10 protein-coding genes are annotated in these 14,237 nt (G+C 61.6%); 4 read left to right on the forward strand and 6 right to left on the reverse strand.

Translation table 11 applies throughout. From position 1 onward, the window contains the following. Nucleotides 1–16 precede the first annotated feature (16 nt). Nucleotides 17–5,164, reverse strand: coding sequence for a dermonecrotic toxin domain-containing protein (locus tag ACZRMO_RS23590; RefSeq protein WP_463974365.1), 5,148 nt, complete (start codon nucleotides 5,162–5,164; stop codon nucleotides 17–19). 203 nt (nucleotides 5,165–5,367) lie between these two features. Between ACZRMO_RS23590 and ACZRMO_RS23595 the strand changes: the two genes are divergently transcribed. Next, a complete protein-coding gene (locus ACZRMO_RS23595) occupies nucleotides 5,368–6,408 on the forward strand; it encodes an Ldh family oxidoreductase (protein WP_463974366.1) in 1,041 nt (346 codons plus the stop codon). 32 nt (nucleotides 6,409–6,440) lie between these two features. Here the strand turns inward: ACZRMO_RS23595 and ACZRMO_RS23600 are convergent, their stop codons facing one another. Next, on the reverse strand, nucleotides 6,441–6,761 hold the full coding sequence (locus ACZRMO_RS23600; protein ID WP_017738628.1) for an ElaB/YgaM/YqjD family protein: 321 nt from the start codon (nucleotides 6,759–6,761) through the stop codon (nucleotides 6,441–6,443). A gap of 163 nt (nucleotides 6,762–6,924) precedes the next feature. Between ACZRMO_RS23600 and ACZRMO_RS23605 the strand changes: the two genes are divergently transcribed. After that, nucleotides 6,925–7,179, forward strand: a complete 255-nt coding sequence (locus tag ACZRMO_RS23605) for a hypothetical protein (protein WP_003190904.1) — start codon at nucleotides 6,925–6,927, stop codon at nucleotides 7,177–7,179. On the opposite strand, the gene ACZRMO_RS23610 is transcribed toward ACZRMO_RS23605, so the two are convergent. Further along, nucleotides 7,172–8,065 (reverse strand): LysR family transcriptional regulator, encoded by an 894-nt coding sequence (locus ACZRMO_RS23610; protein ID WP_463974367.1) that lies wholly within the window; start codon nucleotides 8,063–8,065, stop codon nucleotides 7,172–7,174. The two genes, ACZRMO_RS23605 and ACZRMO_RS23610, sit on opposite strands and share 8 nt — an antisense overlap. 82 nt (nucleotides 8,066–8,147) lie before the next feature. Between ACZRMO_RS23610 and ACZRMO_RS23615 the strand changes: the two genes are divergently transcribed. Continuing rightward, nucleotides 8,148–9,074, forward strand: a complete 927-nt coding sequence (locus ACZRMO_RS23615; RefSeq protein ID WP_463974368.1) for a carbon-nitrogen hydrolase family protein — start codon at nucleotides 8,148–8,150, stop codon at nucleotides 9,072–9,074. Nucleotides 9,075–9,199: 125 nt separating this feature from the next. On the opposite strand, the gene ACZRMO_RS23620 is transcribed toward ACZRMO_RS23615, so the two are convergent. The 3 genes from ACZRMO_RS23620 to ACZRMO_RS23630 are packed head-to-tail and all read right to left on the reverse strand — an operon-like array spanning nucleotide 9,200 to nucleotide 11,658. Next, a complete protein-coding gene (locus ACZRMO_RS23620; RefSeq protein ID WP_463974369.1) occupies nucleotides 9,200–9,751 on the reverse strand; it encodes a GNAT family N-acetyltransferase in 552 nt (183 codons plus the stop codon). A 5-nt stretch (nucleotides 9,752–9,756) separates the two neighbouring features. Further along, a complete protein-coding gene (locus ACZRMO_RS23625) occupies nucleotides 9,757–10,218 on the reverse strand; it encodes an LEA/WHy family protein (protein ID WP_463974370.1) in 462 nt (153 codons plus the stop codon). A 12-nt stretch (nucleotides 10,219–10,230) separates the two neighbouring features. After that, complete coding sequence (locus tag ACZRMO_RS23630) at nucleotides 10,231–11,658, reverse strand: nucleobase:cation symporter-2 family protein (protein WP_463974371.1); 1,428 nt, start codon at nucleotides 11,656–11,658, stop codon at nucleotides 10,231–10,233. 236 nt (nucleotides 11,659–11,894) lie between these two features. On the opposite strand from ACZRMO_RS23630, the gene ACZRMO_RS23635 reads away from it, so the two are divergent. Then, entirely contained in the window at nucleotides 11,895–13,520 is a 1,626-nt protein-coding gene (locus ACZRMO_RS23635; RefSeq protein WP_463974372.1) for a methyl-accepting chemotaxis protein, read from the forward strand. Nucleotides 13,521–14,237: the final 717 nt, after the last annotated feature.

The raw sequence follows: 14,237 nt of genomic DNA on the forward strand, positions 1-14,237 counted from the left end.
GGGATCGGGGGCTGCTTCATGGCCCCCGATGCAGCGCCCGTCCCAGGTGCGTAATCAGGTAGGTCACCGAGTCCGCATTGGCCAGGATGATGTCCATTCGCCGATCTGCATCGCTCATGAACGTTACCCGGGCATCTTGCAATGTCCTGGCTCCGGTGAGGTGCAGTACCTTGTCGCGCGCTTTGCTCGAGCCGCTGCTGCCCAAGTCTTCCCAGCGTTGTGACAAGTCATCCCAGGTCTTGAACAGCATGCTTGCAGGCGTTTGTATGGACAGCGCGCTACTTTGCAGGTTGGCCAGCGCTGTATATTTTCTCAGGCCTTCGGCCGTTCCACGGTTGATCAGGTCCAGGAACGGGCGCATGGAGTCCATGTACGCGATGTCGAAAGTGTCTGACACCAGGTGGCTCGTTTCATGAATCAACGTGGCCGCTCGTGCATGATCGTGGATCTCGAAGGGCGTATTCAGATGTCCCTGGTAAATGTCCATTGGTGTACTGAAGAAGAGGTCCAGCAGATAGATTTTCTGCTCCACATCTTCCGGTATGACAAAGGCAAAGGTCTGACCAAGATGCCAGCGGGGCGAACCGACCACGAAGCGCATTGAATCGAACCTGAGCAGGCTCGGCTGGGTCAGGCCATCGCGAATTTCCCTGACGCGGTTTTGTATTTTCGCCATTTGTGTCGGGTTGAAGTTAAGCACGCCAAACATTTCTGTCAGCACTCGGCCGACCGGGGAATCGGGATCGTTGTGTGCGGCAAACAGCGTCAGGTTATCCAGGCAGGTGAAGGTGTAGTACAGCGCCACGTTGAGCGCCCGATGAATGGCCAGGGCTCTATCTGCGTCCATCGCATGGATGGCCTGCAACCCCACGGCTTCAACATTGAGGGCGTCGCGTATCGTCCTTCGGGTGATGAACCGCCCCCTGAAACGCGACAAGGTCGGCCCGAAGCGCGGCTCGCGCTCGCTCAGGTCCAGTACCCATCGGCCCTGTGCATTGCGTTCGACAAACGGGCCCAACTCCGCAGCAAGGCTTATACGCCAGTGCTGACCACTGCGTGCCACCGGGTAAACCCGTCCCGCCACCGGCACGTAGCTGCGGTTGCTGACCGGTTGCGTGTACACGTGGTGCTGTGGGTCCAGGCGCAGATCATTCAGCGCTACAGTCATGTCTTCAAAATGCCGCAGTCGCGTGCGTATCGGGTCTGTCACGTCGAGCGTGTCACTGGTGGTGGCAGCTGCGGGGCCGGTCTCTGGCGGGTTGCTGGGCACGGGGATTGGCTCATCAGGCAGCGACTCGTCAAGTTGTCTACGCAACGACGCCAGCGCTGCCAAACCCTGGATAAACCTGCGCAGCCCCTCGCCAAAGCGCTGTTGCTGCAAGTCTTCGGCGGACGCCAGGAACAGCTTGAAACTGCGCCATACCACTAACGGGTACTTCAGCTTGCCGGCAATGAACTGCATCGTCATTGGAATGCCGTCGCGTAACAGGCTGGTGATGCCATCCCACTGGTCCTTGCCTTCGCGTTCGAACTGGCAGGCGAGCATTGTCAGCAGTTGCAGGGTGTTGTCGTGGAACAGCTGCGGCAGGATATTACCCCGGACCGGGTTCGAGGCCAGGCGGATATCCGAGCCTGCGCGTTGCGGTGCACTCAGGAGGTTGCGGTAGGTCGCCTGCTGCGGCACCTCCAGTTGGCGAACGACCCAGTCCTGCAACGGACCAGGGCGGTTGATCTCGACCAACAGCTCTGCTTCGTTAGCGTATTCCCTGAGCACACGTAGCGGGCTGTAGGGCGCGTAGAGTACCAATGGTCCGGACGCCCGCGCCTGCGGACCGATCACGTACACCCCGACCACCTTGACCGCTTGCGCACCCTGCGTCGCCACCAGTTCCAGCGGGCGAATCATTGCCGTAGTGCCGCTCACCTGCTCGCGCGCCATCGCATCCGGCATGTCGAAGATTTGTTGGATAAACCCCCAGGCTGTCTCACTCAGGCGTTCTTCGAGCTTCTCTTCGTGGGCGTGACGTAACAGCTGCCAGGGCAATTGCCGACAAAACAGGTCGCGGCGTTGGCGCGCATCCTCGGTGTCTGCTGCCAGGTGCGTGCTGAGCAGGGTGCGATAGGTTGACGCAATGTCCAACTGGCGTACCAGTTGAACCACCGCTGCACCGTCGAATGTCGAGGGCAGGGGCGTTGCGCCACGAGCTTTCGGACGAAGGCTGTCGGTGGGCAAGTCGGGCAGGTGGCGCAGGGCAAAGTCCGTCAGGCTTTGACTGTGCCCGTTAAGCGCGATGCGCGTGGGGATCAAGACATCGTCGGGGTTCAAGTCCTGGCCTGGGTAGCGTGCGTCGAGCAAGGCACGCAGGCGTTCGGCGGCGTGCTCGCGCAGGGGTGGCAGGCTGTGCAGGTAATCGCGATCATCCGGCGCGCTGAGGCGGTATTGCTCCAACAATTCGGCGTGCAGCTGTTGCTCCTGGGGCGAGGCTATTCCGAGCCACACGGGTAATGCCTGCTGGTGAATTATCGCCTGGGCGACGGCTGTGGCTCGGCTCAGGTTGGACGGCGAGGCCTGCTGCATCTCGAGGTCCAGGCAATCCTGCAGCTGCGTAGGGCCAAGTGGCGCGGCCAGCCAGTAGTCAATATTGGCGAGTAGCTGGTCGAGGTAGCTGTGTTGGCGGTTATCCAGCAAATGCTCGTCGATACGTTGCAGCGCGCCCAGGCCAAAGGTTTTATGTGGGGGGTGCTGGCGGATGGACAAGTTTTGCAGGAGTGCCAGGCGCTTTACAGGATCTGCCAGACGTTGTTCCAAGTGCGCGCGCAGGGCATGTACGGAGGCGAAGGGTTCATGGCCACGCTGGGGCGTCCACAGCACTGCCTGGCCGGAGAGGCCTGGGTCGATACCGCCGCGTTCGGTCAGTACAAAACAGTTGGCCAAAGGCAGTACTTCATTGCCTTGGGTGAGGGTCAATCCGTAGGCGTCCGGCAGAAATCCCAGCAGGCCATGGCGTTGCAGGCGGGTCATGCTGTCGGGGCGTAGCACGGTGTCGAGGATGGCGTATGTGCGGGGAGCCAGCGTCTTGTTCAACAAGCGCAGTTGGGCTTCACTGCGTAGCCCGAGTAGCAGGGCGTTGGTTTCTGCACCGCGGTGACTGGCCAGGAAGCTGCGCGGCAACTCGCGCAGGTCATGGTTGGCGAACCCCAGCAGGGTATGGGTAACCAGGCTATTGACGGTCGTGCTGGTCAGGGTGTTCCAGCGCATGGCCGCGCCTGCCTGGTGGCGGGTGTAAAAGCCCATGTCCGGCGTGTCGCCCAAGGGGCCGCCGACCTGCGCCAGGCGTTCGACAAAGTGGTCGATCAGCGCCACCGAGCGCAGCGGTATGCGCTCCTCGCGCTGCTCGGCCTGGGTGGCATAGGTGTTGATGTATACGTCATTGGCATCGATATCCAACCGGCGCTTGTGCAGTTCGGCATCCAGTGCGTGGCACACCAGGCTGCGCAGGGTGGGATGGTTGCTGCGCAGTGCAACGGATGCTGCCTGCGCCGCTTGCAGCAGTGGCAACTGTTGCTTGGCGCGTTCGGCCAGCATCGTTGAGGGTCGCCCGTTCCCGCTGCTGACCGGGTGCAGGCTCCAGCGGCCTGCGGCGTCCAGCGCCAACAGGCGGTTGTCGAGCATATGGCGCACGTCCGTGGCGCAATCGAGCAGGGCCGCCAGGTCAACGGCGCCATCGCTGCGGCGAAATTGCCCGAGGGCATACTCCATATTGCTCATTTGTTTGTCGGCGATGTCCCTGACCATGCTGGCGAATACACTGCCGACCACGGGCAGGCCACTGACCTGAACCTCGTCCATGGCGATATAGGTACTGCGCTCCTCCAGGGACAGGAAGTTCAGCAACTCATCTTCGTGCCCCGCGGCCTTGAGCATGCTCAGCAACGTGTCATTGAGGTCGTCGAGGTCGTTGAGCACCTGCAGCCCACGGGATTGGGTGTAGAGGTAGGCGTGCTTGTCGCTGATCAGCAAGGTCGCGGCCAGCTCCACGTAATGTTGATAAGGCGCGTGGATGCTCACTTTTTCGATGCGCAGCGACGGCTTCCAGGCACGGCGCGCCGCCTGATCGGGCAGGTATATCGCGCGCAGGTCATGGCTTTCTTCAGCCGTCACGACGCCGGACTGGTGCTTGAACAGCAGGTCGACGCGGAATTTGTCACTCATCACCTGGGCAAACAGGTCCAGGCGCGATTGGCCGCTGTCGATGTCTTCGTTCCACCAGGTCAACAATAAGCTGCTCAGCAACTTGGAAAGGGTGCCTGCGGTTTGTTGCACCAGGGTTTCCCAGCGTCGCAAGTCCTCCGTGCGTTCGCCAGCGCTGAAGTGGCGGGTGATGTGGCGTGGGTGGGTAAAGGTGCGTGTTTGGCCCACAGGCCAGTCCTGCTTGAGGTAATACTGCAACAACACTTCGGCCAGGGGGGCGGAGCTGATCCAGCGGGGAATAGCGCTCGGATCGTGTTCGTCGGCAGCGACGAAACTGTTGACTCGCGTTTCCCGCTGGTCAAGGCCGGGGAAATAGGACTGCGCCATGATGCCAAGCAAGGTCGCGAGCATCGACGACAAGGTCGGCGTTGTGCGTAGTTCCGTCAGCATGGCGTGCAGGTTGAGTGTCTGGTTGGCGTTGATGGTGCGTGCCTGGTCTTCGAAGACCGCGCCGGGTATGGCTGCCGTATCCAATGTAAAGGCAGTGCCCGGCGGAAATTCTTTACGTTGTTCTATTGATAAAAGTGCAATTAAATCAATTCGTTGAGATGTATTCATCAAGCGATTTATAAGTTCATCTACCACTTCATCACGGTCATGGAACACCTCGATCCCGCCATACGGGGTGTAGAGCAACTCTTTGTTGTCATCTGGGCTTGGGCTCATCAGGAAGGCCCCGGCCAGGGGGATGGATACCTCGGGAGACAGTGTGAGGATGATTGTTTCGACCCGCATGGGGTGATCGCGCAAGCCGTCATCCTGACGCGCTTGATCGGTGGCGTAGTACAGCGTGTTCAACCAGTCCAGGTCGTTGAGGGTCAGGCCCAGGGCGCGTTCGCGTTCGCTAGGCTGTTTCCTCCTTACCGGAAGGTGGAACTCCTGGAAGAAATACGGGGGGGTTACGCTTGCCATCCACTGCTCTCCGTCAAGGCCTGCGCGGCCATAGTGTCGAGGTCAGGGTAGGAGGGGGCAAAGCATCCGTTGCGGTAGATAACTGCTGCAAAAGCGACCTGCCGGGTAAACGAAGATTGACAGCAGGCGGCCGGCGCGTTGTTTAATCACAGGCTTGAGTTACCCGTCTTGTTGCCCCTTCCAATCATAATTCGGAGCTGCAGATGTCTACCCCGTCCAAGGTCGTTGAGGGTTCCAATGTCTCTATCGCGTTCGGCGCGTTGGTGACGCTGCTGCAACAGGTATTCGAGCGCCATGGCACGTCGCCCGAGGTGGCTGCGATCCTCGCCACCAACTGTGCCAGCGCCGAACGCGATGGCGCCCACAGTCATGGCATTTTCCGTATTCCTGGTTACCTCAGCACGCTGGCCAGTGGCTGGGTGAATGGCCGCGCGGTGCCACAGGTCACGGATGTGGCCTCGGGGTTTGTGCGGGTGGATGCCGCCAACGGCTTTGCCCAGCCCGCCCTGGAAGCGGCGCGCCCGTTATTGGTGGAAAAAACCCGCAGTGCCGGGATTGCCTTGCTGGCGATCCATAACTCCCATCATTTCGCGGCCTTGTGGCCGGATGTCGAACCCTTCGCTGAACAAGGGTTGGTGGCGCTGAGCGTGGTCAACAGCATGACGTGCGTGGTGCCCCACGGTGCCGACCGTCCGCTGTTCGGCACCAACCCCATTGCCTTCGCTGCGCCGCGTGCCGATGGCTTGCCGATCGTGTTTGACCTGGCCACCAGCGCCATCGCCCATGGCGACGTACAGATCGCCGCGCGCAAGGGCGAGCGCCTGCCGCCAGGCATGGGGGTGGATGGCCTGGGCCAGCCCACGCAAGACCCCAAAGCCATCCTTGAAGGCGGCGCGTTGCTGCCCTTTGGCGGGCACAAGGGCTCGGCGTTGTCGATGATGGTCGAGTTGCTCGCGGCAGCGTTGACGGGGGGTAACTTCTCGTTTGAATTCGACTGGTCGGATCATCCCGGCGCCCGTACACCCTGGACCGGGCAACTGTTGATCTTGATCGACCCGAGCAAAACCAGCGGCCAGGCGTTTGCCGAGCGCAGCCAGGAATTGGTGCGGCAGATGCATGCGGCGGGGTTGCGTCGGTTACCGGGGGATCGCCGGCATCGCACAAGGGCGAAGTCCGAGCAGGAAGGGATTTTGGTGGATGCGCAGGAGCTGCAAGACCTGCGGGCGCTGGCAAACGCCGGATAAACCGGCTGCGCCCTGGGCGCAGCCGGTTGTACTCAGTTGCGACGGCCCAACAGCAAGCCGACCACCAGGCCAAAGCCTGCGGAAATCGCCACGGTCTGCCACGGGTGGCCACCGATATAGGTTTCGGTGGCATCCACCACCGGCTTGCTGCGCTCACGCACGCTGGACACCGAGTCCAGAGCTTGCTTGAGCTTGATGGCGACCTGTTCGCGCAGGGTTTCGCCTTCTTCGCCCACCAGGGCAGCGCTGCTTTTGAGCAGTTTGTCCGACTCTTCGATCAACGCCGTCAGCTCACTGAAGGCTTGATCCTTGATTTGTTCCTCGACAGCTTGGGCGGCAGTTTTGCGGGCCATTGGGCGACTCCTTGCAAGTGAATGTGACAGTGAACAATGGAGTGTCGGGTGTCGGCAAAAGTTGCAGTTTTTTTGCCTGCCGGCGGCTTTGGCCAAAATCCGAATCAGGAAAATTCGACCTACAGTGTAAGATGTCGCCTATTTGTGCAGCAGGTAATTCAACATGAGCTTCAATCTGGCCAACAAGACCCTCGCCGAACGCGCCGAGCTGGAAGATGAAAAGTCCCGCCTCTACGACCTGTGGCAAACCAACCTGGGCAAGGCCAAGGGCGAAGCGGCACGCTTGTTCGGCGAGCGCGCCAAGCGCAAGGGCAAATGGGCTGAATGGGTACGCGCAGAACTCGACGGCATGTCGCCGCCGGAGTTCTCCAATATGGTGCGCAGTGAAGTCAACAAGTTGATGGCGGCGGCTAAATAAAGCTCGCCACAACCGCTTCGCGCACCTTGAGCAACAGCGGGTCCAACTGCGCCTGGGTGCGCCAGCCCAGCTCCACCGGGTAGCGCGGTAGGGCCAGCGGGCAGGGCAGTACCCGCAGGCCGGTCATCTCGGCGATCGCCTGGGCCGCATGCCCGGGAATGGTCGCCACGGCCTGGCTGCCCTTGAGCAGAAACGGCAACGCGGCGAAGTGACTGGTGGAGGCGCAGACCTGGCGGCTCAACCCTTGGGCCGCCAAGCCTTCATCGGTAATCCCGATAAAACCGCCGGACGACACCAGCACATGTTCGCGCGTGACGAACTCGTCCAGGTCGATGCTTGCCTGGTCCGAGTCCAGCAGGCAACGGTAATCGCCTTCTCCCAGTACCTGGCGGCTCAACCGGCCCTGGGCAAAACCGCCCGCCGTAATCGCCAGGTCCAGGCTGCGGTCGAGCAGGGCGGCGGCGACGATCTGGCTGTGGGTCTGGCGGAAGATCACCCGCAGCTTTGGCGCCCGCTGGGCAATGGCCGCCATCAGCCGGCGCCCGTAGGCAATCTCGAAATCATCGGACAGGCCCAGCACCACCGAACGGCCCTGGTACTCCTGGTTATCGGGGTTGACCATGGCCAGGCTGTGCCGGCAACGATCCAGCGCTTCACTGATCACCGGCCGCAACTGGTTGGCCCGCACGGTGGGCGCCAAGCCCCGCCCGGTGCGCACAAACAACTGGTCGTCATACACCTCGCGCAAACGTCGCAGCCCTGCGCTGATGGCCGATTGGGTCACTCCCAGGCGCAACGCCGCGCGGCTGGCGCTGGACTCATCGTGCAGGGCTTCGAAGGTTTTCAGCAGGTTGAGATCGATCTTGTCGATATTCATTTGGCTCATATCATTCAGCACTGAAGGGGGCTTTATTCATGATCGCGGCGAGCGAGAGAATGGGCAACCCCCACTATTCGGAGTCATCGAGATGCCTGTTTCCACAGTCGCGGCCCTGCAAATCGGTGCCTTGCCCGGCGGCAAGGCTGAAACCCTGGCGCAAATCCTCGGCTATGAGGACGAGATCCTGCGCAGCGGCGCGCAATTGGTGGTGATGCCCGAGGCGTTGCTGGGCGGCTATCCCAAAGGCGAAGGGTTTGGCACGCAACTGGGTTATCGCCTGCCGGAAGGTCGTGAAGCCTTTGCGCGCTATTTCGCCAATGCCATCGATGTGCCTGGCGCCGAGACGCAGGCGCTGGCCGGCCTGGCGGCCCGCACTGGCGCCAGCCTGGTGATCGGTGTGATCGAGCGCAGTGGCAGCACGCTGTATTGCACCGTGTTGTATTTCGAGCCCACGGGCGGCCTGGTGGCCAAGCATCGCAAGTTGATGCCCACCGGTACCGAACGGCTGATCTGGGGCAAGGGCGACGGTTCGACCTTGCCGGTGATTGACTCGGCGGTGGGACGTATCGGCGGTGCGGTGTGCTGGGAAAACATGATGCCGCTGCTGCGCACCGCGATGTACGCCAAGGGGGTCGAGGTATGGTGCGCGCCCACGGTGGACGAGCGCGAGATGTGGCAGGTGAGCATGCGTCACGTGGCCCATGAAGGGCGCTGTTTTGTGGTGAGCGCGTGCCAGGTGCAGGCGTCACCCGCCGCGCTGGGCGTGGAAGTGGCCAATTGGCCGGCGCAGCGCCCGTTGATTGCCGGTGGCAGTGTGATTGTCGGGCCGATGGGCGACATCCTGGCGGGGCCGTTGGTGGGCGAAGCGGGGTTGCTGACGGCGCAGATCGATACCGACGAGTTGGTGCGGGCGCGGTATGACTATGACGTGGTGGGGCACTATGCCCGGCCGGATGTGTTCGAGTTGGTGGTGGATGAGCGCGAAAAGCCCGGAGTTCGCTTCATCACTGATTAAACGCAGTCCAAAATGTGGGAGCGGGCTTGCTCGCGAAAGCGGTGGCCCAGTAATAGATGTGTCGACTGACACACCGCATTCGCGAGCAAGCCCGCTCCCACACAAGCCCACTACACATTCGTTCTCTATTGGCTGGAGGATTTGGATTTCAGCCATTGCTCGCGGGTCATCTCCCAGATATCCCGGGGGAAGGTGCCTTCCACAAACTCGCCTTCATCCGTCCTGATCAACCGCATCCCCTCACGCTCGGAAATCCGCCGCGACCCCAGGTTGGGCGCCGCCTTGGGCACCCGCAACAGCGGCCGCTGCAGCACGCCAAACCAATAGTCAGTCACCGCTGCACTGGCTTCGCCCATCAAGCCTTGCCCCTGCCACTGCGGGCCAAGCCAGAATCCCCGGTTGTTATCCACTTCATCCATCAAGCTGACATTACCGATCAACTGCTCCGGCGCGCTTTTCAGGCGGATCGACCAGTGCCATTCCTCGCCACGTGCCATGGCGGGCAGGGCGACGTGTTGCAGGTAGTCGAGGGCGCCGTCGGCCGGGTAGGGCCAGGGCACCAGGGCGTTGAGGTAACGCACAACGTCCCAATGGGGGAACTGCTGCTGGATGCCCTCGGCGTCATCCAACGTCAGCGGGCGTAGGACCAGGCGTTCGGTGAGCAAGGTGGGTTGCATGGCCGTTACCAAGTGGCGGTGTTCGGCAGGTCCAGGCTGCCTCGGTCGACAAAGCGCATAGTGCCAAACAACCCGCCCGCCAGTTTGCCCCGCAGCACGTAGGGCAGGTTGTTCAAGCTTTGGGTCTGGCTCAGGCCCAGGGTCTGACGCAACACGGAAAACGCCGAAACACTCACCGGCACCATCAGAACGGTCTCGGAGAAACGTGGGATGGTGCCAGCCTGGTCACTCACCCCCGACGCCAGCGGGCGGCCATTGACTTCCAGGTCCAGGGCCACGCCGTTGTAGTCGATCGCCGTTTCATTGGGGTTCTGCACCCGCAGTTTCACGGCGAAGCGCACTTCCAGGTCCTGGCTTTGCAGGGGCTCGATGCCCACCACATTGATATTCACCGGGTCACGGTTGGGGAACAGCGCGCAAGCGCTCAGGGTCAGCAGCAGTAACGAGAGAACCATGAGCTTGCGCATAAAAAGTGTCCCTTATTTCGTGACGTCCGGGTCCTGCATCACTTTGAGGGTAGAGGACTCCGGATCAAATTCATCTTCTTCCAGCTCTATGAACTCTTCCGGCAGGAAAATGTTCAGCAGGATTGCACAGAATGCGCCCACGGTGATCGGCGATTCGAAGATGTTGTGCAGCGCCTTGGGCAGGTCGCGCAGCACTTCCGGCACGGCGGCGACGCCCAGGCCCATGCCGAGGGAGATCGCCACGATCAGTACGTTGCGCCGGTGCAGGCCGGCTTCGGCGAGGATCTTGATCCCGGCCACCGCCACGGTGCCGAACATGATCAGGGTGGCGCCACCGAGTACCGGCTTGGGCATCAATTGCAGCACCGCGCCAATCATCGGGAACAGCCCCAGCAGCACCAGCAGGCCGGCGATAAAGTACGCGACGTAGCGGCTGGCCACGCCGGTCAGCTGGATCACGCCGTTGTTCTGCGCGAAGGTCACCATCGGCAAACTGTTGAAGGTGGCGGCCATCGCCGAGTTCAGGCCGTCGGCCAACAGGCCCGACTTGATGCGCTTGATATACAGCGGGCCCTTGACCGGCTGTTGGGAAATCATCGAGTTGGCCGTCAGGTCACCGGCCGCTTCCAACGGCGAAATCAGGAAGATCACGGCCACCGGGATAAACGCCACCCAGTCGAACGAGAACCCGTACTTGAATGGCACCGGCACACTGATCAACGGCACCTGCGGCAACGCCGCCATGTCCACGCGGCCGAGCATCCAGGCCACCACAAAGCCCAGGGTCAGGCCGATAACGATGGAGCCCAGGCGCAGGAACGGATTGCTGAAGCGGTTGAGGACGACGATGGTCAACAGCACCAAGGCCGCCAGGCCCATGTTGGTGGCCGCGCCCAGGTCCTGGGCGCCATAGCCGCCGGCCATGTCGGTGACCGCGACCTTGATCAGTGACAAGCCCATCAAGGTAATGATGGTGCCGGTGACCACCGGGGTAATCAGCATGCGCAGCTTGCCGATGAACTGGCTCAGCACCACTTCGATAAACGCGGCAAAAAAGCAGATGCCGAAGATCGTCGAGAGTATCTCGTCGGTGCCGCCGCCCCGGGCCTTGACCATAAACCCGGCACTGAGGATCACGCTGATAAACGAAAAACTCGTGCCTTGCAGGCACAACAGCCCCGAACCAATCGGCCCGAACTTGCGCGCCTGCACAAAGGTGCCCAGCCCCGACACAAACAGCGCCATGCTCACCAGATATGGCACTTCGCTTTCCAGGCCCAGCACACCGCCGACAATCAGCGTGGGCGTGATGATGCCGACAAAACTGGCCAGCACGTGCTGCAACGCGGCAAAAATCGCGGCGGTGAAGTGCGGGCGGTCTTCCAGGCCGTAGATCAGGTCGGATTTATAACGGGGGCGGGGGGCTTGAGCGTCAGACAAAATGCGGGCTCGGGTCAGAAAATGGAGGCGCAGGATGCCAGAAACTGCCTAGCGTCAGAAGTGTAAAAAAATATTTATAAACGCCCTGCATAAATCGGCAGAGCCTGCCGATACCTCGTATAGGCCCACATTCCAACCATAACAGTGGTGACCAAAGGTCAGAACGGCGCGTTGACGCCGGCTGATCGTTTCGCGGCAGGGACGCTCGCAAACACTCCTTCTGAGAGCAGCCCCCTATGTCACTTCGTCAGCTGAATATCGCCCCACGCGCGTTTCTCGGTTTCGCTTTTATTGCGTTGTTAGTGGTTTTATTGGGGGTGTTTGCGGTCAACCGCATGACGCAGATACGCCAGTCCTCGGTGGACATGAGCGCCACCCAGCTACCCAGCGTAACGTCCTTGGGCAGCATCACGGAAAACGTGCTGCGCCTGCGCATTCTGTCGTTTCGTGTGCTGGTCAACCGCGAGCCGGCCGCCTTGCAAGAAGCTGAAACCCGCATGAGTGCGCTGGGCGACAAGGTCAAGGCGGCCCAGGCCAGCTACGCGGCGCTTCCCGCCGGCCCCGAGGAAGCAGCGCTGTACAAAACCTTCGTCACCACCCTGGACAACTACTTCAAGGCCCAGGCCGAGATGGTCGCCCTGTCCAGGCAAGGCAAGGTCGAGGACGTGCGTGCCCTGATCAATACCCGGATCAAGGACGGCACCGACCAGATGGGCGAGCAGTTGAACAAGCTGATCGCCATCAACGCGGCCGATGCCAAGAATGCCGACGCCGAAGCCGGGCAAAGCTATCAGGGTGCGATCACCGGTGTGATTGCCGTGTCGGTGGTTGCCGCGCTGCTCACGGTGGTGCTGGCCTGGTTGCTCACGCGCAGCATCGTCACCCCCTTGCGTAAAGCCGTGGAAGTGGCCGAGACCATCGCCAGCGGCAACCTGAGCAAGGTCATCGAAGACGATGGCAAGGATGAGCCGGCACGCCTGCTCAGCGCCCTGGGCACCATGCAAGCCAACCTGCGCCAGACCATCCAGCACATCGCCGGCTCGGCCACGCAGTTGGCTTCCGCCGCCGAGGAACTCAGCGCGGTCACCGAAGAGGCCTCCAAGGGCCTGCAACAACAGAACAACGAAATCGACCAGGCCGCCACGGCGGTCAACGAGATGACGGCGGCGGTGGAAGAAGTGGCGCGTAACGCGGTGTCCACCTCCGAAGCATCCAGCCAGTCCAACCAGGCGGCACGTGAAGGCCGTGACCGTGTGGTGGAAACCGTCGGCGCGATCCAGACCATGACCCAGGATGTGCAAAACACGTCCGTGTTGATCGAAGGCCTGGCTACCCAAGGCCGCGATATTGGCAAAGTGCTCGACGTGATCCGTGCGATCGCCGAGCAGACCAACCTGCTGGCGCTCAACGCCGCCATCGAAGCGGCACGCGCCGGTGAAGCCGGGCGCGGTTTTGCGGTGGTGGCCGACGAAGTGCGGGCCTTGGCCCATCGCACGGCGCAGTCGACCCAGGAGATCGAGAAGATGGTCGCCGGTATCCAGAACGGCACCGGTGAAGCGGTGCAATCGATGCAGCAAAGCAATCAACGCACGCAAAACACCCTGGAAATGGCTCGCGCCGCTGGTGTGGCGCTGGAGCAGATCACCCAGTCCATCAGCCTGATCAACGAGCGCAACCTGGTGATTGCCAGTGCTTCGGAAGAGCAGGCCCAGGTGTCCCGCGAAGTGGACCGCAACCTGGTGAACATCCGCGACCTGGCGACCCAGTCGGCGGCGGGTGCCAACCAGACCAGCGCAGCCAGCCATGAGCTGTCGCGCCTGGCGGTGGATTTGAATGGGATGGTGGCCAGGTTTGTGATCTAACGGGTATGGCTTACCTGCGAAGGCGGCGGCACAGGCGACATCTCTATCGACCATGCCGCCGCCTTCGTAGCCTCGCTAAAGCTCGACAACTCCCACATCGTGACCTGTGAACCCGCTCAAAGGTGGGAGCTGGCTTGCCTGCGAAGACGGCGGCACAGGCGACATCTCTATCGACCATGCCGTCGCCATCGTAGCCTCGCTAAAGCTCGACAACTCCCACATCGTGACCTGTTAACCCGCTCAAAGGTGGGAGCTGGCTTGCCTGCGAAGGCGGCGGCACAGGCGACATCTCTATCGACCATGCCGCCGCCATCGTAGCCTCGCTAAAGCTCGACAACTCCCACATCGTGACCTGTGAACCCGCTCAAAGGTGGGAGCTGGCTTGCCTGCGAAGGCGGCGGCACAGGCGACATCTCTATCGACCATGCCGCCGCCTTCGTAGCCTCGCTAAAGCTCGACAACTCCCACATCGTGACCTGTGAACCCGCTCAAAGGTGGGAGCTGGCTTGCCTGCGAACGCGGCGGCACAGGCGACATCTCTATCGACCATGCCGCCGCCATCGTAGCCTCGCTAGAGCTCGACAACTCCCACATAGTGACTTGTGAACCCGCTCAAATGTGGGAGCTGGCTTGCCTGCGAAGACGGCGGCACAGGCGACATCTCTATCGACCATGCCGTCGCCATCGTAGCCTCGCTAAAGCTCGACAACTCCCACA

Source organism: Pseudomonas sp. B611 (assembly GCF_055407965.1).

Excerpts from the sequence above, each read along its gene's own strand:
- ACZRMO_RS23605 (WP_003190904.1), top strand. The coding sequence starts at position 6,925 with ATGAGCTTCAATCTGGCCAACAAGACCCTCGCCGAACGCGCCGAGCTG.
- ACZRMO_RS23595 (WP_463974366.1), top strand. The coding sequence starts at position 5,368 with ATGTCTACCCCGTCCAAGGTCGTTGAGGGTTCCAATGTCTCTATCGCG.
- ACZRMO_RS23620 (WP_463974369.1), bottom strand. The coding sequence starts at position 9,751 with ATGCAACCCACCTTGCTCACCGAACGCCTGGTCCTACGCCCGCTGACG.
- ACZRMO_RS23600 (WP_017738628.1), bottom strand. The coding sequence starts at position 6,761 with ATGGCCCGCAAAACTGCCGCCCAAGCTGTCGAGGAACAAATCAAGGAT.
- ACZRMO_RS23625 (WP_463974370.1), bottom strand. The coding sequence starts at position 10,218 with ATGCGCAAGCTCATGGTTCTCTCGTTACTGCTGCTGACCCTGAGCGCT.
- ACZRMO_RS23615 (WP_463974368.1), top strand. The coding sequence starts at position 8,148 with ATGCCTGTTTCCACAGTCGCGGCCCTGCAAATCGGTGCCTTGCCCGGC.
- ACZRMO_RS23590 (WP_463974365.1), bottom strand. The coding sequence starts at position 5,164 with ATGGCAAGCGTAACCCCCCCGTATTTCTTCCAGGAGTTCCACCTTCCG.
- ACZRMO_RS23635 (WP_463974372.1), top strand. The coding sequence starts at position 11,895 with ATGTCACTTCGTCAGCTGAATATCGCCCCACGCGCGTTTCTCGGTTTC.
- ACZRMO_RS23610 (WP_463974367.1), bottom strand. The coding sequence starts at position 8,065 with ATGAGCCAAATGAATATCGACAAGATCGATCTCAACCTGCTGAAAACC.